General features: G+C 66.1%; 16 protein-coding genes. 8 read left to right on the top strand and 8 right to left on the bottom strand.

The window, feature by feature from the left end:
- Positions 1-264: 264 nt before the first annotated feature.
- A complete protein-coding gene (locus FUT88_RS22220) occupies positions 265-1,083 on the top strand; it encodes a MerR family transcriptional regulator (protein WP_147218439.1) in 819 nt (272 codons plus the stop codon).
- A 91-nt stretch (positions 1,084-1,174) separates the two neighbouring features.
- Here FUT88_RS22220 and FUT88_RS22215 read toward each other — a convergent pair whose 3' ends face one another.
- The 6 genes from FUT88_RS22215 to FUT88_RS22190 form a co-directional block, all read right to left on the bottom strand.
- The gene (locus FUT88_RS22215) at positions 1,175-2,071 is read right to left on the bottom strand and encodes a metal-dependent hydrolase (RefSeq protein ID WP_009239703.1); all 897 of its coding nucleotides are present in this window, start codon (positions 2,069-2,071) and stop codon (positions 1,175-1,177) included.
- The gene (locus tag FUT88_RS22210; RefSeq protein ID WP_147218437.1) at positions 2,068-3,090 is read right to left on the bottom strand and encodes an alpha/beta fold hydrolase; all 1,023 of its coding nucleotides are present in this window, start codon (positions 3,088-3,090) and stop codon (positions 2,068-2,070) included. The genes FUT88_RS22215 and FUT88_RS22210 overlap by 4 nt, the downstream gene beginning before the upstream one ends.
- 10 nt (positions 3,091-3,100) lie before the next feature.
- Positions 3,101-3,991 (bottom strand): SDR family NAD(P)-dependent oxidoreductase, encoded by an 891-nt coding sequence (locus tag FUT88_RS22205; protein ID WP_147218435.1) that lies wholly within the window; start codon positions 3,989-3,991, stop codon positions 3,101-3,103.
- A gap of 28 nt (positions 3,992-4,019) precedes the next feature.
- Positions 4,020-5,642, bottom strand: a complete 1,623-nt coding sequence (locus tag FUT88_RS22200) for a flavin-containing monooxygenase (protein WP_186829363.1) — start codon at positions 5,640-5,642, stop codon at positions 4,020-4,022.
- Between the two features lie 145 nt (positions 5,643-5,787).
- Entirely contained in the window at positions 5,788-10,128 is a 4,341-nt protein-coding gene (locus FUT88_RS22195) for an ATP-binding protein (protein WP_147218442.1), read from the bottom strand.
- A gap of 7 nt (positions 10,129-10,135) precedes the next feature.
- Positions 10,136-10,804 (bottom strand): response regulator transcription factor, encoded by a 669-nt coding sequence (locus FUT88_RS22190; RefSeq protein ID WP_147218430.1) that lies wholly within the window; start codon positions 10,802-10,804, stop codon positions 10,136-10,138.
- Positions 10,805-11,044: 240 nt separating this feature from the next.
- On the opposite strand from FUT88_RS22190, the gene FUT88_RS22185 reads away from it, so the two are divergent.
- Positions 11,045-12,193: a cation diffusion facilitator family transporter gene (locus tag FUT88_RS22185; RefSeq protein WP_147218428.1), complete on the top strand. Its 1,149-nt coding sequence runs from the start codon at positions 11,045-11,047 to the stop codon at positions 12,191-12,193.
- A gap of 10 nt (positions 12,194-12,203) precedes the next feature.
- On the opposite strand, the gene FUT88_RS22180 is transcribed toward FUT88_RS22185, so the two are convergent.
- Positions 12,204-13,418, bottom strand: coding sequence for a hypothetical protein (locus FUT88_RS22180; RefSeq protein WP_147218426.1), 1,215 nt, complete (start codon positions 13,416-13,418; stop codon positions 12,204-12,206).
- A 270-nt stretch (positions 13,419-13,688) separates the two neighbouring features.
- Here FUT88_RS22180 and FUT88_RS22175 point away from each other — a divergent pair, with 270 nt between their 5' ends.
- The 4 genes from FUT88_RS22175 to FUT88_RS22160 all read left to right on the top strand — a co-directional run bounded on the left by FUT88_RS22175 (position 13,689) and on the right by FUT88_RS22160 (position 15,370).
- Entirely contained in the window at positions 13,689-13,898 is a 210-nt protein-coding gene (locus tag FUT88_RS22175) for a hypothetical protein (protein WP_147218424.1), read from the top strand.
- A gap of 43 nt (positions 13,899-13,941) precedes the next feature.
- A complete protein-coding gene (locus FUT88_RS22170; protein ID WP_147218422.1) occupies positions 13,942-14,169 on the top strand; it encodes a hypothetical protein in 228 nt (75 codons plus the stop codon).
- Between the two features lie 335 nt (positions 14,170-14,504).
- Positions 14,505-14,927 (top strand): hypothetical protein, encoded by a 423-nt coding sequence (locus FUT88_RS22165; protein WP_147218419.1) that lies wholly within the window; start codon positions 14,505-14,507, stop codon positions 14,925-14,927.
- Positions 14,928-14,968: 41 nt separating this feature from the next.
- Entirely contained in the window at positions 14,969-15,370 is a 402-nt protein-coding gene (locus tag FUT88_RS22160; RefSeq protein ID WP_147218417.1) for a hypothetical protein, read from the top strand.
- A gap of 41 nt (positions 15,371-15,411) precedes the next feature.
- Here the strand turns inward: FUT88_RS22160 and FUT88_RS22155 are convergent, their stop codons facing one another.
- The gene (locus tag FUT88_RS22155) at positions 15,412-16,128 is read right to left on the bottom strand and encodes a glutathione S-transferase (RefSeq protein WP_147218415.1); all 717 of its coding nucleotides are present in this window, start codon (positions 16,126-16,128) and stop codon (positions 15,412-15,414) included.
- Between the two features lie 126 nt (positions 16,129-16,254).
- Here FUT88_RS22155 and FUT88_RS22150 point away from each other — a divergent pair, with 126 nt between their 5' ends.
- Both FUT88_RS22150 and FUT88_RS22145 read left to right on the top strand, forming a co-directional pair.
- On the top strand, positions 16,255-17,508 hold the full coding sequence (locus FUT88_RS22150) for an MFS transporter (protein WP_147218413.1): 1,254 nt from the start codon (positions 16,255-16,257) through the stop codon (positions 17,506-17,508).
- 66 nt (positions 17,509-17,574) lie between these two features.
- Positions 17,575-19,842, top strand: a complete 2,268-nt coding sequence (locus tag FUT88_RS22145) for a mechanosensitive ion channel family protein (RefSeq protein ID WP_147218411.1) — start codon at positions 17,575-17,577, stop codon at positions 19,840-19,842.
- Positions 19,843-19,903 lie beyond the last annotated feature (61 nt).

Raw genomic sequence — 19,903 nt, 5'->3', positions numbered from 1 at the left:
CCTCTCTGCGACATAAATTCAAGGGGAATTCGCCATCTCGGGCGCGCCTTTCTTTGCCTACCTTTCTTTGGCAAGACAAAGAAAGTAGGTCGGCCCCGGCAGGGGACGAAACAGGGGACGCCCCAACAGCATCCACAGACTGCCAGCGGCGCAGCCGACGCAACATCAAGTCCCACATCGACGGTCTCCTCGTCGTGAGAAACGCACCGGAAACGTTCCGGTCACCGACGCGGTCTGTCGCCGCGCTCGTGTAAAATTTTTTGCATGCCCGTCCGCAAACCAACCGGCGACGCCGGTCCGCCCACCATTCCGCCCGCCCGCGAGTTCACCATCGATGAACTGGCGCGCGCGGCCGAAACCACTGTCCGCAACGTCCGCTCGTATCAGGACCGCGGCCTGATCGATCCGCCCGAACGCCGCGGCCGCGTGGGCATCTATACGCAGGCGCATCTGGGGCGGCTCAAGCTCATCAACCACCTGCTCGGGCGCGGCTACACGCTCTCCAACATCCAGGAGCTGCTCAAGGCCATCGTCGAAGGCCATGACCTGCGTTCCATCCTCGGGCTCGAATCGGCCATCGCCAGCCCGTGGTCGGACGAGTCGCCCAAGCATTACTCGCTGCTCGCGCTTGCCAAGCTGTTTGGCCGCGCCATGTCGCGTCAGGCGCTGGCGCGGGCCATCTCGCTGGGCCTGCTTGAACCCGATGGCCTCGGCTATCTGGCGCGCAGCCCGAAAGCGCTGCTGGCGGGCGCACAGATGGCAAAGGCTGGTTTCCCGCTCATCGAAGTGCTCGACATCATCGAGCGTGCCAGGCCGCATACGCAGGCGGTGGCCGACGATCTCGTCTCCATGGTCGTGCGCGAACTCGACAAGTACGGCAGCGACCTGCCGCCGGTCGAAGACGTGCCGCGTCTGGTCGACGTGATCTGGCGCATCCGTCCGCTGGCGCTGGTGGCGGTCGAAGCCGAGCTGATGCGCGCGCTTGAGACGGCCGCCAACAAATACCTGGGCGACCGCGTGGCGCAGGTCATCGAGCACATGCATGAACCGCCGGGCAGCGCGCCCGGGCCGGACAAAGGCTAGTGTCTCCGGCGCGCCCATGCGTGGGGCGCGCCTTATCTATTTCTAGTTTGATCCCGATACGACGGGTGCTGCAGGCGTTTTGAATGCCTGCTCAAGATCCGGCTGCACCCGCGGTCGACAGCTTGCGGCGGATCGACGGCGACGGCGCTTCGCCGTTCGCTGCCGCATACGCTTCGATTTCCGAGATCAGCTTGGGCAGGCGTTCAAGCGCGTCACGGTTGTCTTCATCCCACGGATGGAACGAGGGCCGGAAGAAGTCGAAGAATTCCGGGATGATCTTGCGCAGCGGCGCCGGGTGAATCCACAGGAAATGGAACGCCTTGCCGAGGCCGAGGAATTTGTGCTTGACGGTGCGATCCGCAAAGATCAGCCGCAAGTGCACGTAGAACACCATCGCCCAGAAGGTAACGGTCGTCACCAACATCGTCAGCGTGCGCGTGAGGTATCGGCCCACGCCCGGCTTGATGGCCAGATTCCACACGTCGTAGCTGACGGCCTTGTGCTCGGTCTCTTCCATGGCGTGCCACAGCCAGACCTGGCGATAGCCGGGTTCCGAATTGCGGCCCAGGCCATCTTCATGCGAAAGCACCTGGCCGGCCAGCATGGCGGTGTAGTGCTCGAGCGCGACGGTCACGGCCAACTGGTGCGACTTGGGCGTGTACTTGCGCAGCACGTTCAGGAACTTGCCAATAAAACGGTCGATGCGCGTGGCAGGCAGTCCGGCGCGATCGAGCAGGTCGTTGTACAGCACGTGTTCGCGTGTGTGCATGGCTTCCTGCCCGATGAAGCCAGCCACGGCCTGCTTGAGCTCGGGATCGGTCACCAGATGGCGGTAGTTGCGCACGCTATCCATGAAGAAGCGCTCGCCGGTCGGGAAGAAGATCGACAGCGCGTTCAGGAAGTGGGTCACGTGCGGGCCTCGCTCGTGCCAGTTGCTGATGCGATCAGCCGGCAGGTGAGGATGCACGTCGCGACGGACTGGCATCATGGGCGGTTCTCCTGGAATGTGGTTTCTGAAAGGCGCGTCGATGCGCGCCCCTGATCGAGGAATGCACAGAGGTCGGTCCCCACGCGTACGGGGTCTTCCTCCATCGGGATATGGCCGAGCGCCGGATACATGCGCAGCGTGGCGCCGGGAATGCGGCGGGCGAATTCGCCGGCATGCGCGGGCGGGATCCACCGGTCGCGCTGGCCCCAGAGGATGAGCGTGGGCACGCGGATGGCGGCCAGCCCGCTGGTATCGACATCGTCAAAGCGGAACTTCGGCACCATCTTGCCGATGGCCTGTCGTGCGCCGTCGGCATAGAAGAAATCGGCGTAGCGGCGCAGCGTGGGTTCGGACACGCGCGACGGGTCGCCATACACATCACGCGTGGCGGCGCGGATGATCCCCTCGGGAAGCATCCACGGCGACGTCATCCGCACGCCAATGTGATTGAACAGATCGATGTAGATCGGCAGCTTCATCGGGAAGCCGGCGGAGTCGATCAGCACGAGCTTCTCGACGCGGCCCGGGTGCCGCACGGCAAAATCCCACGACACCATGCCGCCCAGCGAATTGCCGATCAGCGTGAGCTTCGACAGGCCGAGCGTGTCGACAAACGCGTCGATGAAGTCGCGGTACAGCGGCAGCTCCATCGTGCGCGGGCGGCCTTGCGCATCGCGCAGCGGGCCGGTAATGCCGAACGGCGGCAGGTCGAGCCGGATGACGCGGTAGCGCCGCGTGAGCTGGGGCAGCACGCCGTCCCATGTATGCAGCGACGCGCCAAAACCGTGGATCAGCAGCAACGTGCCTTCGGCGTTGGCAGCGCCTTCGTCGGTGTAATGCACGCGCGTGCCCATCAACGGCAGGTAGCGCGACTGCGGCTTGGCGTAGCGCGCGATCAGCACATCGCGGCCGATGCTGCGCAGGCCGATGCGGCCGGGGCGCAACATGGCGCGTGCAACGTTGAGCAGGTTCGCACGCGGGGGGCTGGCGAACAATTCTCCGGTGGTGGCCGTGTTCATCGGCGGCCTCCTACTTTGCGCGGGCGGTGGCGGGCGCCGTATCGTCGCGCAGCGCCTTTTTGCGCGTACGGCGGGCTTCGCGCACGACCAGCGCCTGGTATGCGGCCGGCAGCAAGCGGGCCATCACATCGGCCGCGTGGGCGTCGGGGCCGATCAGCACGCGGCGCTTGTTCTTGCGCACGCCATCCAGGATCACCTCCGCGGCCTTGTCGGCCGAGGTGATGAAGAATTTCTCGAACTCGGCCTTGCCCTGCTGCTCGTCGCGCACCAGGAAGCCGTTCATGCTTGGCGAGACGCGGCTCGACTTGGCAATGTTGGTCTTGATGCCGCCCGGGTGGACGCACGTGGCCGACACGCCGCAGTTCATCAGATCCAGTTCCTGGCGCAGCGCCTCGGTGTAGCCGCGCACGGCGTACTTGCTGGCGTTGTAGGCGCCCATGCCGGGCTGCGCGAAGATGCCGAAGATGCTCGACGTGTTGATGATGTGGCCGTTGCCCGTTGCTTTGAGCAGCGGCAGGAACGCCTTGGTGCCGTGCACGACGCCCCAGAAGTTGATGTTCATGATCCAGGCCAGCTCGTCGTCTTCCATGCCTTCGATCGTGCTGGACAGCGCCACGCCCGCGTTGTTGAAGATCAGGTTGACCTTGCCGTGCGCAGCGGCCGCTTCTTCGGCCCAGCGGTACACCGCGGCGCGGTCGGCCACGTCGACGGCATGCGTGGTCACGCGGATGCGGTCGCCTTCATGCGCGCGCACCAGTTGCAGCGTCTGCGCGAGCGCCGCTTCATTGCGATCGGCCAAGGCGAGGTGGCAGCCTTCGCGCGCCAGCTGCAGCGCCAGCGATCGGCCCATGCCCGACGCAGCACCGGTGATGGCGGCAACCTGGTTGTTGAATGACTTCATGGCGTGGTCTCCGTGGGGCTGACGCGCGTCAGACGCGGTCGAGCGCTTCTTCGTTGGGGGTGTTTTGGGCGGCCGGCACCGTGCGGGCGGGCACGCGCAGCGGCACACCCTTCGGTACGGTCATCGGGCGCGTGCGGTAATCGGCCAGCCGGAAATGCGCGGTCGCGCGGCGGAACTGCCACGTAAATCCGGGCCACAGCGTTGTGTTCTTGCCGGTCTTCGGATCGAGATACCAGCTCACGCAACCGCCCGCAGACCAGATCGCATTCGAGAGCCGCTTCTGGATGCCGTCGTTGAAGCGGCGCTGCACGTCGGGGCGTACGTCGATGGCGGCCACGTTGTGCGCACGCATCGACTTGAGCGCGTCGACGATGTACGCCACCTGCGACTCGATCATGAACACCATCGACGAATGGCCGAGCCCCGTGTTCGGGCCCACCACCATGAAGAAATTCGGGAAGCCCGACACCGTGGTGCCCAGGTAGGCCTCGGCGCCGTGCTTGTCCCACATGTCGACAATGTCGACGCCCTGGCTGCCGAGCAGCACGCCACGCGGGAACGGGTCCGTTGCGTGGAAGCCCGTGCCGAAGATCAGGCAATCGACTTCGCGCCGCGTGCCGTCGGTGGTGACGATGGCGTTGGGCTCGATGCGTGCGATGCCCGAGGTGATGACGTCGACGTTCTCGCGCGTGAGCGCCGGGTAATAGTCGTTCGAAATCAGGATGCGCTTGCAGCCGATGGTGTAGTTGGGTGTGACCTTCTCGCGCAGCACGGGGTCGGCAATGCGGCGCTTGATGTGGCCGCGCGCCATGCGCTCCACCGCCTTCATCAGCTTCGGGTGGATCACAAAGCCGAGCACGCGCGACTCCAGCATCCAGTAGATGCCGGTACGCATCAGCTTTTGCGTGAACGGCAGGTGGCGGAACAGCCAATGCTCGGCGCGGGAAACCTTGCGGTCGGGCTTGGGCAGGATCCACGGCGGCGTGCGCTGATACAGGTCGAGCCGGCCGACCTTCGGCGCAATCTGCGGCACGAACTGGATGGCCGACGCGCCGGTGCCAATCACGGCGACGCGCTTGCCGCGCAGGTCGTAATCGTGTTCCCAGAGCTGCGAGTGGAAGGCTTTGCCCTGGAAGGTCTCGATGCCGGGAATGTTCGGCCAGGCCGGACGGCTCAGGCCGCCCATGCCGGAGATCAGCGTACGGGCCCGGTAGCGGCGGCCGTCGGCCATTTCCAGGTTCCACACGCCTGCAGCGTCGTCGAAGGCCGCACGCGCCAGCTCGTGATGGAAGCGCACATGCGGGCGCACGCCAAATTCATCGGTGCAGCGCTCCAGATACGCGCGGATTTCCGGTTGCGGCGAATACATGCGCGACCAGTCCGGATTGGGCGCGAACGAAAACGAATACAGGTGCGATTGCACATCGCACGCGCAGCCGGGGTAATGGTTGTCGCGCCACGTGCCCCCGACGGAGCCCGCCTTTTCGAAGACGAGGAAGTTGTCGATGCCGTGCTGCTTGAGCTGGATCGCCATGCCCAGGCCGGCAAAGCCCGTCCCGATGATGGCGGCATCGATGAGGGGCGGGGCGTCAGCGCTGTGCGGGGCCGATGCAAAGGCGTCGGCGCGCGGGAAGTCGGTCCGTGCGTTCACGTGGTGTCTCCGTGGGCACCACATGGGCGCCTCTTAATGTGACATTGGTCGATGTCATCGTAGGAGGCTGCCCGAACCGAGTCAATCGGCCGATTGGAACGGTTCATCTAAAAGCGGCGTATGAACCGCTTGAAACGGTTTTCCCTTATGAATCCGTCACTTGCGTGCGGTGCACAACGTCGGCGGACGCTGGCAAGAAGGCGTTCAACAACGCATTGATGTGCGTTAGCAGCCGCAAAGCGCGCATGCCGGCGGCGCGGATGTCGTCCTGGCTGCCATCGTGGACCGCATGGCGGAAAGCTTCCGCCACAGCGTCGACGTCCGGGCTGTGGAGAAGCGCCAGTGCGCCGCCGGTGCGATGGGCCCATTGGCGCAGGGCGGGGCGGTCCATCGCGTCCAGCAGCGGCTGAAGTCGCTGCGCGTCCTCGGCCAGCGACGACAGAAAAACCTGCGCCAACCCGGCCGCGGCGGGGTCCGTCCCGAGCGCGGCGTGCAGGTCGTCGAGCGACAGACTGAATGGATCTTCCGCGCTCGTGCCCGCAACCGCGAGACCATCGGCGCTCCACAGCGCAGACAGCGCTTCCTGCAGGGTGGCGAGTGTGGTGGGTTTCAGCAGGCTCGCGTCCATTCCCACGGCACGACAGCGCGCGTGTTCTTCGGCGAGCGTCGTTGCCGTGATGGCGATGATGGGCAGGCGAGGCCCATCCGCGCGTTCTTGTTCTTCCCGGCGAATGTGCCGGGCCAAGTCGAAGCCGTCCATGCGCGGCATGTGGCAATCGGTGAGCAAGGCGTCGAAACGGTGTTCGTGCAATCGCTCGAGCGCGACGACGCCATCTTCGGCCAGCGTGACCCGATAGCCGAGCAGCCGCAACTGCTTGGCGATCAGCTCGCGGTTGATCGGGTGGTCTTCCGCCACGAGGATGTGTGCTCCGGGCGCTTCAGTAGGCGCGGCGGCGGGAAGCGCGTGTACCGCCGTGCTGGCCGCTTGCACGTGTTCAGATGGCGGCAGGGCGCGCTCGCATGCCTGCACGAAAGCGTGCCAACGCAGCGGATTGATGCTCAGCGCGTTGCCCGTCTCGGCATAGCTGGCCTCGGAGGTGATGCGGATGGCGCGCCGCTCGGCCTGCGGCGTCGTGGTCAGAAGGATGTCGGCGTCGGCCGTCGGAGCAGGCCGCAGTCCGGCCGCGACCGCGAGTTCCGTAAGGCTGTGCCGGACGGCCGCGTCTTCAACGTCAATGGCAACGCTGCGGCCCGCCAATTGCGGCAGCGCATATCGGGCCGTGAGTATCGGTACGGCCAGGTGCAGCGTGACGGCGGTGCCTTGTGCTGGTGCGCTTTCCATGACGAGCCTGCCGCCCATCAGGCCGGCAAGCTGGCGGGAGATCGCCAGCCCGAGCCCGGTCCCGCCGTAGCGCCGCGTGGTCGAGCGCTCGGCCTGCACGAACGGCGCGAACAGCGTTGCCTGCACCTCCGGTGAGATCCCGATGCCCGTATCGGTGACAGCGATGACGAGGTGCGCCGTGTCGTCGCTGACGTGCGCGCAGTCGGCTGACAGTCGCACGCTTCCCCTGTCGGTGAACTTGATCGCGTTGGAAAGCAGGTTGAACAGAATTTGCCGTAGACGAATGCTGTCGACCGAGACGCTGGCCGGCACGTTGGCGCCCACATCCACATGCACGGCGAGCGATTTTTCGTGTGCGCGGCTTGCCAGCAGGCCGACCGTGCCGTCAAAGACCTCGCGAAGGTCCGTGGCCGAGGGGGAAATATCCAGGCGACCGGCCTCGACCTTTGCGTAGTCGAGGATGTCGTCGAGGATATGCAGCAGCGCGCGCCCCGAATCCTGTACCAACGACACCATCTGCTGCTGCTCGCGGTCGAGCTTGGTCTGCTGCAGCAGTTCGACCAGACCCAGCACGCCGTTCATGGGCGTGCGGATTTCGTGGCTCATCATGGCAAGAAAACGGTCTTTCGCGTGCAACGCCGACTCCGCAGCATTCTTGGCAGCTTCCAACGCATCGGCCTGCTCGCGCTCCGTGGTGACATCGCTCAGGTAACCGTTCCAGACCGTGCGACCGTCGGCTTCGCGATGCGGGATCGAGCGCGCGTGCAGCCAGCGGATGACGCCGTCTTCGCAGACGTGGCGGAATTGCTGGTCGAACGGCGTCAGCTGCTCCGCAGAGACAAGCACCGTGTCGATCATGCGCTGTCGATCCTCTTCGTGAATCAGCAGTTCCGGCGTCGATAGATAGCCCAGCAGATCCGAAGGCCGCGCGCCCAGCGTTTCGTGCGCTTTGCCCGCCACGTAAGTGATGCGCCCCCGCGCTTGGCCTGGCGCCAGTTCGAACTGGTAGACCAGCGCCGGCAGCGATTCGGTGACTTCACGCAGGCGCTGTTCGAGGCATTCGGCGCGCGCCTGCGCTTCGCGGATCTCGCTGATGTCGACCAGCGAGGCGACGGTGCCCGCGGGTTGTCCGTCCGACAAGTGGAACGGCTCGATCCAGTACAGCACGTGGCGCGATTGACCATCCGGCGTGTCGATGATGACCTCTTCGCGTGTGCTTTCGCTGGTCTCCATTGCACGCCGGTTGATCTCCGACAACGGCGACGCGTTGCCCGTCGAATACAGCCCAAGCTCCTGCGGCGTATGGCCGAGCAAAGATGCGCTTGTCCGGCCGAACATGTTGCAGAACGCCGCGTTCACGGCCACGTAACGGTGCGAGGCGTCTTTGGCGACAAGTGGAAAAGGCACGGCTTCCATCAGCGCGCGCTGGAAGCTCAGCTGGCGCGCAAGGGTTTCTTCAGCGCGACGGCGCTGGTGGTTTTCGCGGCGCAGCTGCATCTGCTTGATGAAGAGCGCTACCAGCGCCACCAGCACGAGCGCGGCGACGGGCCCGAATTTGCCTAGCACGGCCCAAGCGGATGGGCCCAGCTGGTAGCTGACCGACAGCCACTTGTTGCGGATGCTGACCTGCTCGCCTTCGGGCATGGCGAAGAGCGCGCGGTTGATGAGCGGCACCAGCGCGGCGTATCGGGCCGACACGCCCACGCCGATGCTCTCGGTCGTGTTGGCCGAGCCCGTGACTTTCAGCTCGCCCGGAAAATGATGGCGGATCAACGCGTCGGCCACCGGCAGATTGGCGATGGTGAAATCGGCCTCGCCAGCCCCCACCATGGACAACGCATCGTTGACGGATCCCGCGCGCAGGATGCGAATCTTCGGCACGTTTTCTTTCAGCAGCGTGGTCAGCGTGTCGCTGGTCGGCAGGGCGACCGTCTTGCCGGAAAGCTCGGACAGCGCAGCCACCGTGAGCGCGTCGCTGCGTCCGACGACGACCATCGGGGTCGCGTCGATCGGCTGTGTGAGCGCGAAACCAAGGGGCCGGGAATCCTGGTCTGACATGCCGAGCAGGATGTCGACCTCGCCGTTGCGCGCCTTGGCCAGCGCGTCCGCCCAGTCGCGCACGGTCACACGCTCGAAGCGCAGCCCGAGCGTGCGTGAGAGGAAGTTCTGGTATTCGGGGAAGATGCCGAGCATTCCATCGCCCGCGCCGTTGAAGGTGTACGGCATGTAGTCGGGATCAGCGGCGTAGCGCAGCGGCGGCAGCGCGGCGAGCATGGCGCGTTCGTCGTCCGATAACTGCAGCCCCACGGACGACGCGCCGCCTTGCGTGATCCAGCGCGCGCGCAGCTCGCTCATGGTGGCGTCGGGCAACTGGGCCAGATGCCGGTTCAGATACCGGATCACCATCTCCTGGTCGCGCGGCGCGGCAAAGTGCAGCGCGTCGACCTGCTGATTCACCAGTTGCACGATCGAGAGGCGCCGGTAACGCGGCTGCGACATCAGCTCCCGCGTCGGATAGGTGACCCCCACGTAAGCGTCCGCCGTGTCGTGCAGCACGGCATCAAGAGCGTCGGCTGCCGTGGGCGTACTGATCAGGCGGATGCTCGGGTACTGTCCTGTCAGCTCTTCTTCGAGCGAAGAGCCTTGCTCGACGGCGATGCGCATGCCGGGGGCAAACGGGTTCTGCGCGACCTCCGTGTTGTCGTTGCGCGCCACCACCGCCGTGGGGCGCTCGAGGTACGGCGCGGAATAGATGAGGCAGTGATCGTATTGCGAGCGGGGCGCCACGCTCATGATGATGTCGACGTCGCCCCGGCAGGCCGCCTTCAGCAGCTCGTCACGCCGTGCGAAGACGTGCGGGATGACGCGTACCTGGTCCTGCGGAATCAGATGCATCAGCAGATCGCCGGAGAAGCCGCTGAGCCGGCCGGCTTCGACGCCTTCGAGCGGCGCCATGGCATCGCTGATGACGCCCACCGTTACCTTGGGCGGAAACTGCGTGAGCCGTTGGACGGCCTGCGCCGCGTCTTCCGCGTCGGCATCGGGCGAGCCGCTCAGCCAGAGCAGGGCGGCCGCGCATGCAACCAACCCCGCACCGATACCGATGCGAACGCGCGCAGACGTCAAGAGCGTGACGCAGGCCATCATGGTGTCAGCCCTCGCCGCTGCCAAGCAGCCCGTGGCGCACGGCAAAGTCGAACAGCGCCGCCTCGGTGCCAAGCTCCAGCTTGCGCATGGCGGTCTGCTTCTGCGAACTGATGGTCTTGACGCTGCGGTTGAGCTGCACGGCGATCTCGCTGACCGTCTTGCCGCTCACGTACATGCGCAGCACTTCCAGCTCGCGCTTGCCGAGCTTGGTGACCGGGTCGTCGGGAGCGGGCTGCGGCTCGCCGTTGCGGCAGAGCAGCCTGGCATTGAGCTGCGGCGAAAGGTAGATGCGCCCATGCATCGCCGCCTGCATGCCTTCGAGGATGTGCTGCGGCTCGTCGGATTTGCTGACGATGACCTTGATGCCCGCGCGCAGGATGTTGCTCATCAGCGCGCGGGTCTCGAGCATGGTGAGCACCATCACACGCAGGTCGGGGTGACGCCGCACGAGGAATTCGAGCAGGAGGATGCCGTCGCCATAGCGGCTGCCTGGCATGGCGTAGTCGGTGATGACGAGGTCGCAGCGCACGCGGCCGAGCACGGCAAGCAGCTCATCGGCGTTGCTGGCCTCGGCCACCACCTCGAAACCGTCGACCGCCGACACGAGGCGCCGCACGGCAGCCACCACGCCAGGATGATCATCTGCAATGACGAGTTGGAATGGCGGCTGCATGTCGACGTGTCTCCGAGTGTGTAACGTGCGGCAATGTGTTTGCCGCATTGCTGAGAATCGCCGAAGCCGCAACGGCGTAACATCGGAAAAGTCCTATTAGTGCGGCCCGATCTGCGCTCTTTCGGTGCAAATTTGTCGCAGCACGTTGCGGTCGCTGCCCTGGGTTCGGGCCCAGGCGGCGCGTCTGTGCGTGGCACAATGCTCGCGATTGCTTCGCACGCCTGATCGCACCGATTCCCCATGACGCCCACATCTTCGACAGCCCCTTCTGCGGCCGCGCGCCAGCAGAGCGCCGAACGCTCCACCCTGGTGAGTGCGGGCGTCAATTGCCTCCTTTCGGCGGGGCAGATCGCGGCGGGGCTGTGGTCGCACTCGCAAGGCCTGGTGGCCGACGGGCTGCATACGCTGTCCGACCTGATCGCCGACGGCATCGTTTTCATTGCCAACCGCAACAGCCACAAGGGACCGGACGAAGACCACCAGTACGGCCACGCGCGTTACGAGAACGCCGCGTCGCTGGGCCTGGGGCTGCTGCTGATCGGGGCGGGCGCGGGGATGATCTGGGCCGCGGTGGAAAGCCTGCGCTCGCCGCAGGGGCCGACGCCGGTGCATGGACTTGCGCTCGTGGTGGCGTTGACGGCGCTGGCGGCCAAGGAGGGACTTTTCCGCTACATGCTCGCCGTGGCCAAGCGCATCAACTCACGCATGCTGATTGCGAATGCGTGGCATGCGCGTTCCGATGCGGTGTCGTCGCTGGTGGCGGCCGTGGGCGTGGCGGGCAACCTGATGGGCTATCACTGGCTCGACCCGGTGGCGGCCTGCGTTGTCGGCCTGATGATCGGCCGTGTGGGCGTGCGCTTTGGGTGGGAAGCGCTCAATGACCTGATGGACCGCGCTCTGCCGCCCGCGCAGGTGGAGGCCATTCGCGCCAGCCTGGAAGCCACGCCGGGCGTGATCAACGTGCACGACCTCCGTACGCGCGTGACCGGAGACCAGGCATTGGTGGACGCGCATATCGAGGTGGATCCGCGCGTCTCCGTGAGCGAGGGCCATGCGATTGCCGTGCGGGCTCGCACCAACGCGCTGACGGCGCATACGGCCATGGCCGTGCTCGATGTGCAGATTCACGTCGACCCGCGCGAACACATCGCGACCGATCCCGTGCCGCTGCCCGACCGGGACGCGCTGCACGCCGTGCTGGCACAGCTGCTGCCGCCCGGCACGCCGCTCGACGCGCGCCACTGCGTGCTGCATTACGTCGATGGCGCGGTGGAGGTCGACCTCGTCCTGCCGCCGGCACTCGCCGCTGAAATCGGCCGCATCGGCGATGCCGTCCACGCGCGGTGGGATGGTCTCGTGCGCCTGCGCGTGCTCGTTACCGACGCTTGAGCTTTTCGCGCTAGCGACATTGGTCGACCGCGTTGGCGGGCTGCGTTTTGGTGGGGTCGAAGTGCAACTGCTCCAGTCCCTTTTCCGTCAACGACATCCAATCGATCGCGCCGGATGTGCGCAGCAAACCGGTGCTGCCCACCGGGCGCCATTGCACGCGCTTGCCGTCGGTATTCAGCAGCGTGGCCGATAGCGAGAGCGAATCCGGCCCTGCCTGCAGTTGCAGCAGGCGCCCATCGGCGGCGGGCGTATAGCCGGTGGTCTGGTTCACGGTGATGCCCGCTTCGCGCACCGTTGCCGGCATGCACGGAATCGACGCACGCACCTTGCCCGTGGCGTCGATCAGATCGGCAAAACCGTTGCCCTTGGCCACGCCGACCAGCAGGTACCGCTCGATCGCCGGCATCCACGTGACGCTGTAGGTGTAGTACTGCAGATGCTTGTGCAGAAGCTGCTCGCCGGTCACGCGTCCGCTGACGGGATCGAATACGGCGATTTTCAGATTGGCTTCGGTCTGACCTGGCACGAACTGCTGCCAGGCGAGCAGCGCATTCGTGCTGCCGCCAGCGACCATGGGCCACCATTCGCGCCGGCCATCGGCAACATCGACGTTGTGCAGGCGACGGCCGCGTCCGTCGTAGACCTTCAGGTAGACGCCGTTGCCGCTGCCGAGGTTGTCGACGCCGCCGCCGGTGATCCAGCCGTCGGAATAGAACACCACGAAGCGGTCGCCCACGGCCGTGATATGGCCCGAGTGGCTACCGGATTCCACCAGTTGCGGATACGGCTTGATGGGCCGGAGCGCGGCGTCGTAGATGCCGAAGCGCTGGTTCACGTTTTCCGGCGCATTCCAGCCGTCTTCAAACGACACCATCACCTGGCCGGCGCGGTTGCGCGCCACCGTCACGGGCTCCTGCGCTTCGGGCTTCTGGATGAAGATGCGTGGGGCATCGAGCACCCCCGTGTCGGCATGCCACTGCGCGACATAGACATCGTGCGGCCAGCTTCCGCTGCGATCGGCGCCGCGCGGCGGCAGGCCCGAACTGCTGAAGAACACGTTGAAAGTGTTGGCCGTTGCGCCCGGCACTGCGCCGATGCCATGCATGTATTGACGCGGGTCGGTCGCGCCGGCGGTGGCCACGGCGGGCACGGCAAGCGCGCACGCAAGGGCCAGCACGGTCCGGCGTAGCAGAGACAGTCGAGACACGTGACGTTCCATCTTCATCGTTAGCGAGGTGGCGGTTTCAGAACCGATTGGGCCACAGGTACCCGCTGAAGTTGCTGCGCGAATGGGGGAGCCCGTTTGGCGGAGTCGCCGCCGTGGCATCCCATCCGGGGCACCCGGTTTACCCCCCGCCGCGGCAATCAAGTTTCAGTTCCGTGTGCCGTTCTTCACAAACAAGAGCGGAACCCATTCCGCCAATCCCTTCCCAGCGCGGCCAGAGTGGGCACAAGCCCGCCGCCCACCGCGCCAGAACCGACCCAAGAGAACAACATGACCCAGCGACTCGACGCCCGATGGCGAAGCGAAGTGACGGAGGCTCTACGTACCGTGGAGGCGCAGTTCGGCGTGGCACCGCAAAGCCTGCCGCGCGACGCACTCATCGCGGCCCTGACCGACGCCATCTGGGCCCAGCGTGCCGCTTATGCGCGTGTGCGTCAGACGCTGGTTGCGTGTCCTGAGCTGGCAGACGAATCGATGTAACGGCGTGCCCGGTGCCGCCGCTGTTTTTCAAGAAGGTGATGTGATGCGGTACTGCGGATCGCTGGATCTGGACCATCTGCTGCGCCAGCCGTTTGCCCAACTCGGCCGGCTCGTGCGCGATGAAGACTCGGGGCAACCCCTGCCCCCGGTGGAAGTGGCCGCGCGCGCGGTGTTGCTGCGCGCTGCCGGCTACGAGGTGATGCCCACCTGTGGGCACCATGACCGACGCGGCTTCTGTCTCGGCCACGCGGACCGGATCATCGGGATGTAAGCGCCGCGCCTACGACGCATGCGCCACGTGCGCGCAGCCTTGCGCACACGCTGTTGCGAACGCGCATCAGGCGCTGCAAAAACGCTGCGCGCGCGTGGTGCCTGAAGCACCCGTAAAGCGTTGTCTGGCGCACCTTTGCGGGCAATCCGTTGCCAAAAAGCAAACGGTAAAAATGACTTACATTCCGGTCCTTTTTCGGCCCATGGTTCTGGTGCATCCTGAACCAAGATAGATCGCACGGATGGCAGATGTGCGACGTCGGACGCAACGTCAGGCCGGAAGTCGGAAGTGAATCGAATCGGCGACGCCTGCAATCTGGGGTCAGGGGAAACAACATGAAGACGCAATATCTCAGCAAGCAAGAAATCTACGACGGCGCAGTCCGCCATCTGTTCGGTCAGGGCGGCGCTGCCATCCTGCCGCGCGGCGGCGCTGCGTACCACGGCCAGGGCGGTCGCTGCTGCCCGATCGGCAACCTGATCGGCGTGCGCGACTACACGACGTCGATGGAAAGCGTGCCGGTGCGCTACATCGTCAAGCCCGCCAACGAGATTCCGCGCTACATGGATGCCGGCGTGATCGCGTTGCGCCGTGCGCTCAAGCGCGCGCGCATCGACGTGGACGACCGCGACACCGTCGAGCTGCTCTCCAAGCTGCAGAACGCACATGACGTGTTCGGCACGTGGGAGTGGAAGGAACGCCTGCAGTCGATCGCACGCCAATTCGGCCTGAGCGGCGCTCTCGTCGATACATTCTGACCGACCGGCCGGTCACAGATCACCCCAAAGAAGGTGACGCCATGAAAGGGAAGGGGACGTTCCTCGCCATCGAGGACATTTTTGAACGCGTGCGCGCACACCTGCTCGCACAGCAATGCCGCTCCGAAGACGCCGACGGCGAGCCGCGCTACCGCGGCCTCGACAACCGCCGTTGCGGGGTCGGCATTCTCATCGACGACGCGTTCTATTGCAGCGCCATCGAGCGCCTGGGCGTGAGCCTGCTGCGTGTGCCGAGCGAGGATGCCCTCGCCCGTGCGCTGCGCAGCTCCGGGGTGAATGTCGACGACGATCAGGTGGTGGATCTGCTGATCGATCTGCAGGACATCCACGATCTGGCGGCCATTGAAAGCTGGCCCACGGCGCTGGAAGACATCCGGCGCCGGTTGCCCCGCCCGTTGTCCGATACGCCGCTGGCAGCCTGAACGACGTATCCACCGCGAACCCGGCCTGGCGCCGGGTTTTGTCATTTCAGTGCATCGAGTTCCGGATAGTGGCGGAAGATGCCCATCGTGTTGAACGGAATGCGACGCGGCGATTCCAGATACGCCGCGATGTTCGGCTGCGCCGCCACGCGGTCGTGCAGCGCCGCCAGATGCGGCAGTTCGCGTTCGTAGCGCTGCATGTGGCGCGGGAACGCGTAGCGCAGCCCGGCCACGATCTGGAACAGCGACAAATCCACATACGTCAGCGCATCGCGCACCGCCCATGTCGGGCCGGCGGGGTTGCGGTCGAGCACGCGCTCGAAGTAGTGAAGGAACTTGGGCGCACGATTGTCGAGAAAATCCTGCGTGCGGCGCTTGGCCTCGGCGCGCTGGTCTTCGTAGTACTCGCACGACGCGATGGGGTGGTGCGTGTCGTGAATCTCGACCACGAAATCGGCAATCGTCAGTTGCAGGCCGTGCGTCCACAGGCCGCCGGCTTCGTCGTGCGGGGCCAGGCCGTAGTGCTGACCAAGGTAAAGCAGGATGTTGGCCGTCTGCGCGATCACCAGTGGGCCGGCCACCAGGAACGGCGGCGCGAACGGCGGGGTGGGAATGCCGGCATCGTTCAGAAACGCCTCGATGGCGGCTTCGTCTTCGCGGCCGAGATCGGTATAGGGCACGGCGGCCTGCTCCAGCGCCAGCCGGACGAATTCGCCGCGGCCCTGGATTTCGGGCCAGTAATAGAGCGTGGTTTCCATGGTCGGGCAGGTGAACGGTGAACTGGGTGGAGGCTGCAAAGCAAGGCGGATGCCGCATCGCAGCAGGAACGATGCCTGCGAACGATAATAGGCGCTTGCCTTTGCGCCTGTTTCAACCCGCCCGCCGTGAACGCTCCGCTTTCTCCCTCGCCCGCCGTCGAACCCGCCGATCCGTCGCGCTGGCTGGTCCGGGGGCATCCCGGTTTTCTGCGCGCCAATCTGGCGCTGTTCGCGGCGGGTTTCTCGACGTTTTCACTGTTGTATTGCGTGCAGCCGCTCATGCCGCTGCTGGCGCATGACTTTGGCCTGACGCCCGCGCAGACGAGCCTCGTGCTGTCCGTCTCTACGCTGCTGCTGGCCTTTGCGATCCTGTTTGCGGGGCTGCTGTCGGAGTCGATCCATCGCAAGACGCTGATGGGCGTGTCGCTGGTGCTCTCCTCAGCGCTCACATTGGCGGCGGCGGTGCTGCCGGGCTGGCACGGGTTGCTGGCCACGCGGGCGTTGCTTGGCGTGGTGCTGGGCGGCGTGCCGGCGGTGGCCATGGCGTATCTGGCCGAAGAGGTGCACCCGCAAGGGCTGGGCATGGCGATGGGCCTGTACGTTGGCGGCACCGCATTCGGCGGCATGGCGGGGCGCGTGCTGACCGGCGCCGTGGCCGACCATTTCGGTTGGCGCGCCGCCATCGGTTTTGCCGGCATGCTGGGTTTGCTCGCGGCGCTGGCCTTTCTGTGGCTGCTGCCGCCGTCACGCCGGTTTGTGCCGCGCAAGGGCGTGGCGCTGGGCGACCTGTTCGACACGCTGGGCGCCCATCTGCGCGAGCCGGGCCTGCGCGCGCTGTTCGCCATGGGCTTTCTGCTGATGGGCGGCTTCGTCACCGTCTACAACTACGCCAGCTTCCACTTGCTCGACGCGCCGTACGCCCTCAGCCAGACGGCGGTGGGCGGCATCTTCATGGTGTATCTGCTGGGCATCGGCGCCTCGGCATGGTTCGGCCGATTGGCGGATCGCCATGGCCGAGGCCGCATGCTGCTGGCGGGCACAGCGCTGATGTCGGGCGGCGTGCTGCTGACCTTGGCCGGCCCGCTGGTGCTGGTGATTGGCGGTATCGCGCTGCTGACCTTCGGCTTTTTCGGTGCGCACGCGGTGGCCAGCGGCTGGGTGGGGCGCCGCGCGCAGCGTGCCAAGGGGCAGGCCGCGGCGCTGTATTTGCTGGCGTATTACCTGGGCTCCAGCCTGATCGGCACGACAGGCGGCAAGCTCTATGCGCCCTGGGGCTGGCCTGGCGTGGTGACGCTGGTGATGGGCTGCATGGCGTGTGCGCTCGGCACGGCGGCGTGGCTCTGGCGGCGCGCTCCGCTACCGTCGGGCGCCAAGCGCTGAAGTTGTGCGCCCGGGGAATTCGCGTATCGTGCCGTGATCGATGTCTGCACGATCGCTTTCCCTGTCATGCGTACTCATTTCCTGTTCTGCACGCGGCGACTGTGGCCGCTCGCATCGTTCCTGTTTCTGCTGATGGCCGGCGTGGCCCACATGGCCGACGCCGCGCCGGTGTCGTTTGCCAAGCTGGCCGGGCTGCCGACTTCCACCGCCAGCGCGTCGACGCCCGCCGCCGACCCCGTGCAGACACGCCAGTCGCTCGACACCGTCATCACGCTGCTCAGCAACGATCAGCAGCGCACGGCCCTCGTCAATGAGTTGAAGCAGTTGCGCGATGGCATGAGCGCGCAGCAGAAGGTACAGGCCGAACAGGCACCTGGCCTGCTGGGCGCGGTGGCGTCCCTCATCGAGAACGGCTCGTTGCAGGCCGATGTCGAAGCCGGTGCGCCGCGTTACTGGCTGCGCCGCATCGAGGCCGCCAGCGGGAACGCGAGCCTGCTCGTCGCGCCCGACAAGCGCATGCCGCTGGTTGCCGACTTTGCGAGCACGATGGGTATCTGGGCCGCCATCGCCGCGGGCCTGCTCGGCCTGGGCTGGCTGATCCGCCGCGTGTTTGGCCTCACCGCAGGCCTCGGGCCGCATCCCACCACACGCGCGCTGCTGATCGATGCGCTGCGCAAGATCGGGCCATGGGCGATCTCCTTTGCGGTCATCGTGCGGCTCGACCACGACGCGTCGCCCGGCTTCGTCCTGGCGGTGGTGCTGGCCTACGCCATCGTGTGGGGCGCGATCATCACCGCGGGCGTGGCGATGCTGTTCTCGCTGTTTTCCGGCAGTGCGCACCGGCGCGTGGCGGTGGAATATCTGTTCAAGCACGGCATGTGGCCGATCTTTCTGACGGCCAGCCTGGGCGCTTGCGGCGATGCGCTCGTCGATCCGCGCGTCGCGTTGGTGCTGGGCGGCGCGCTCAGTCTGCTGCTGGCCACGGTGTGCAACGTGGTGTCGTCATTGATGCTGGCGGTGGGCGCGTTGTGGGCGCGGCGGCCCATCGGCCAGTTGATCGCCAATCGCCCGCTGGAGCTGCGCAGCGGCGAACACACGGGCAACCAGGTCCGTCGTCTGCTGGCCGCATTCTGGCCGGTGCCCGTGGTGGTGCTGGCCGGCGCCACCGTCATGGCCACGCTGACGACGCCCGACAACGTCGACGCCGTGGCACGCCGTGCCGTGATGACGTCGCTGCTGCTGGTGGCGGCGTTCTTCCTGTCGGCGCTGGTCCGCCCCCGCGCGAACTGGCGCTCGCACCTGCGTCTGGCGCGCAGCTCGCCCTACGTGGAGCGGCTCAAGCATTTCGTCGGCGCGCTGATCAAGCTCGTCATCTGGATTGCCTTCCTGGAGCTAGTGCTGCGCGTGTGGGGCCACACGCTGGTGGAGGTCGCGCACAGTTCAGTCAACGGCAAGCGCATCGCAGATGCCATGGTGGGCCTGATCGGCACCGTGTTTGCCACCTGGCTGGTCTGGATCCTGCTCGACACGGCGATCCTGCGGGCGCTGTCGCCGGCATCCGCGCGGGCGCAGCCGAGCACGCGCGCGCTGACCATCCTGCCGCTGCTGCGCAATGGCCTGAAGGTGACGCTGGTGGTGACGGCCAGCATTGGCGTGCTGGCCAACCTGGGCGTGAACGTGACGCCGCTGGTGGCAGGCGCGGGCGTGATCGGCTTGGCGGTGGGCTTTGGCGCGCAGTCGCTGGCGCAGGACTTCATCACCGGCATCTTCATCCTGATGGAAGACACGATCAGCGTGGGCGATGTGGTGGACGTGGGGGTGGCCACGGGCTCCGTCATCAACCTGACCATCCGGACGGTGCGGCTGCGCGATGGAACGGGCGCGGTGCTGTCGATTCCGTTCAGCCAGATCAAGACCGTGCGCAACCTCTCGCGCGATTACTCGTTTGCCGACTTTGAAGTGCGCGTGGCGATGGAGGCCGAACCGCAGCAGGCGATTGATCTGGTACGCGCGGCGGCCGACCAGATTGCGGGTGAGCCGCGCTTTGGCTACACGTTGCTCGGCGGTGCGGAAATCTTCGGGCTGGATCGCTTTGAAGGGGGCGCGATGATCGTCAAGGGGCGGTTCAAGACGCGTCCGCAGAAGCAGGCGGATGTGCTGCGGGCGTTCAACGTTGTGCTCAAGGATGCGTTCGACAAGGCGGGCGTGCCGCTGGCGGCGCCGGGGACGGTGTTGCGGACTTCTGCGGCGTTTGAGGAGTGGATGGCGCGGGTGGCGCCGGAGAAAGCGGCGTCGGCTTCTTCCAATGAACCGCCTGCTGCTGCGCCGGCGTAAGGGCGTTGGTGGTTTGCTGGGGTTTCGTCCCCTGCCGGGGCCGACTTACTTTCTTTGTCTT

Source organism: Ralstonia sp. TCR112, assembly GCF_007997035.1.
Lineage (GTDB): Bacteria > Pseudomonadota > Gammaproteobacteria > Burkholderiales > Burkholderiaceae > Ralstonia > Ralstonia edaphi.
Note: the sequence above shows the minus strand (reverse complement) of the source record. Positions and strands in the feature narration are given on the sequence as shown.

Coding starts and splice junctions, on each gene's coding strand:
- FUT88_RS22220 (WP_147218439.1), top strand. CDS start 265: ATGCCCGTCCGCAAACCAACCGGCGACGCCGGTCCGCCCACCATTCCG.
- FUT88_RS22215 (WP_009239703.1), bottom strand. CDS start 2,071: ATGATGCCAGTCCGTCGCGACGTGCATCCTCACCTGCCGGCTGATCGC.
- FUT88_RS22210 (WP_147218437.1), bottom strand. CDS start 3,090: ATGAACACGGCCACCACCGGAGAATTGTTCGCCAGCCCCCCGCGTGCG.
- FUT88_RS22205 (WP_147218435.1), bottom strand. CDS start 3,991: ATGAAGTCATTCAACAACCAGGTTGCCGCCATCACCGGTGCTGCGTCG.
- FUT88_RS22195 (WP_147218442.1), bottom strand. CDS start 10,128: ATGGCCTGCGTCACGCTCTTGACGTCTGCGCGCGTTCGCATCGGTATC.
- FUT88_RS22190 (WP_147218430.1), bottom strand. CDS start 10,804: ATGCAGCCGCCATTCCAACTCGTCATTGCAGATGATCATCCTGGCGTG.
- FUT88_RS22185 (WP_147218428.1), top strand. CDS start 11,045: ATGACGCCCACATCTTCGACAGCCCCTTCTGCGGCCGCGCGCCAGCAG.
- FUT88_RS22180 (WP_147218426.1), bottom strand. CDS start 13,418: ATGAAGATGGAACGTCACGTGTCTCGACTGTCTCTGCTACGCCGGACC.
- FUT88_RS22175 (WP_147218424.1), top strand. CDS start 13,689: ATGACCCAGCGACTCGACGCCCGATGGCGAAGCGAAGTGACGGAGGCT.
- FUT88_RS22170 (WP_147218422.1), top strand. CDS start 13,942: ATGCGGTACTGCGGATCGCTGGATCTGGACCATCTGCTGCGCCAGCCG.
- FUT88_RS22165 (WP_147218419.1), top strand. CDS start 14,505: ATGAAGACGCAATATCTCAGCAAGCAAGAAATCTACGACGGCGCAGTC.
- FUT88_RS22160 (WP_147218417.1), top strand. CDS start 14,969: ATGAAAGGGAAGGGGACGTTCCTCGCCATCGAGGACATTTTTGAACGC.
- FUT88_RS22155 (WP_147218415.1), bottom strand. CDS start 16,128: ATGGAAACCACGCTCTATTACTGGCCCGAAATCCAGGGCCGCGGCGAA.
- FUT88_RS22145 (WP_147218411.1), top strand. CDS start 17,575: ATGCGTACTCATTTCCTGTTCTGCACGCGGCGACTGTGGCCGCTCGCA.